At 51.8% G+C, this 247-nt stretch carries 1 protein-coding gene; it reads left to right on the top strand.

Going from position 1 to position 247, the window contains the following annotated elements:
* The coding region (locus AAEY83_RS17635; protein WP_351061274.1) for a magnesium chelatase domain-containing protein at nucleotides 1-247 on the top strand (247 nt) is incomplete at both ends.

Below are 247 nucleotides of genomic sequence, written 5' to 3'. Positions count from 1 at the left end.
CTCCAAAGGTCATCATTGAGGTGCATCTATCGCAAGGATTACCTGCATTGACCATCGTTGGGCTGCCTGAAGCCGCCGTGCGTGAGAGTAAAGACAGGGTACGCTCCGCCATTCTCAATTCAGGTTTCCAGTTTCCTAACCGCCGCCTCACGATTAATTTAGCCCCTGCTGATTTGCCAAAAGATGGCGCGCGTTTAGACTTACCAATTGCTATCGGTATACTGGCAGCAAGCGGACAGCTTGAGCC

Origin of the sequence: Psychrobacter sp. TB20-MNA-CIBAN-0197 (assembly GCF_040309765.1) — a bacterium.
Lineage (GTDB): Bacteria > Pseudomonadota > Gammaproteobacteria > Pseudomonadales > Moraxellaceae > Psychrobacter > Psychrobacter submarinus.
The sequence above is the reverse complement of the archived record's forward strand: the minus strand, read 5'-3'. Positions and strand labels throughout refer to the sequence as shown.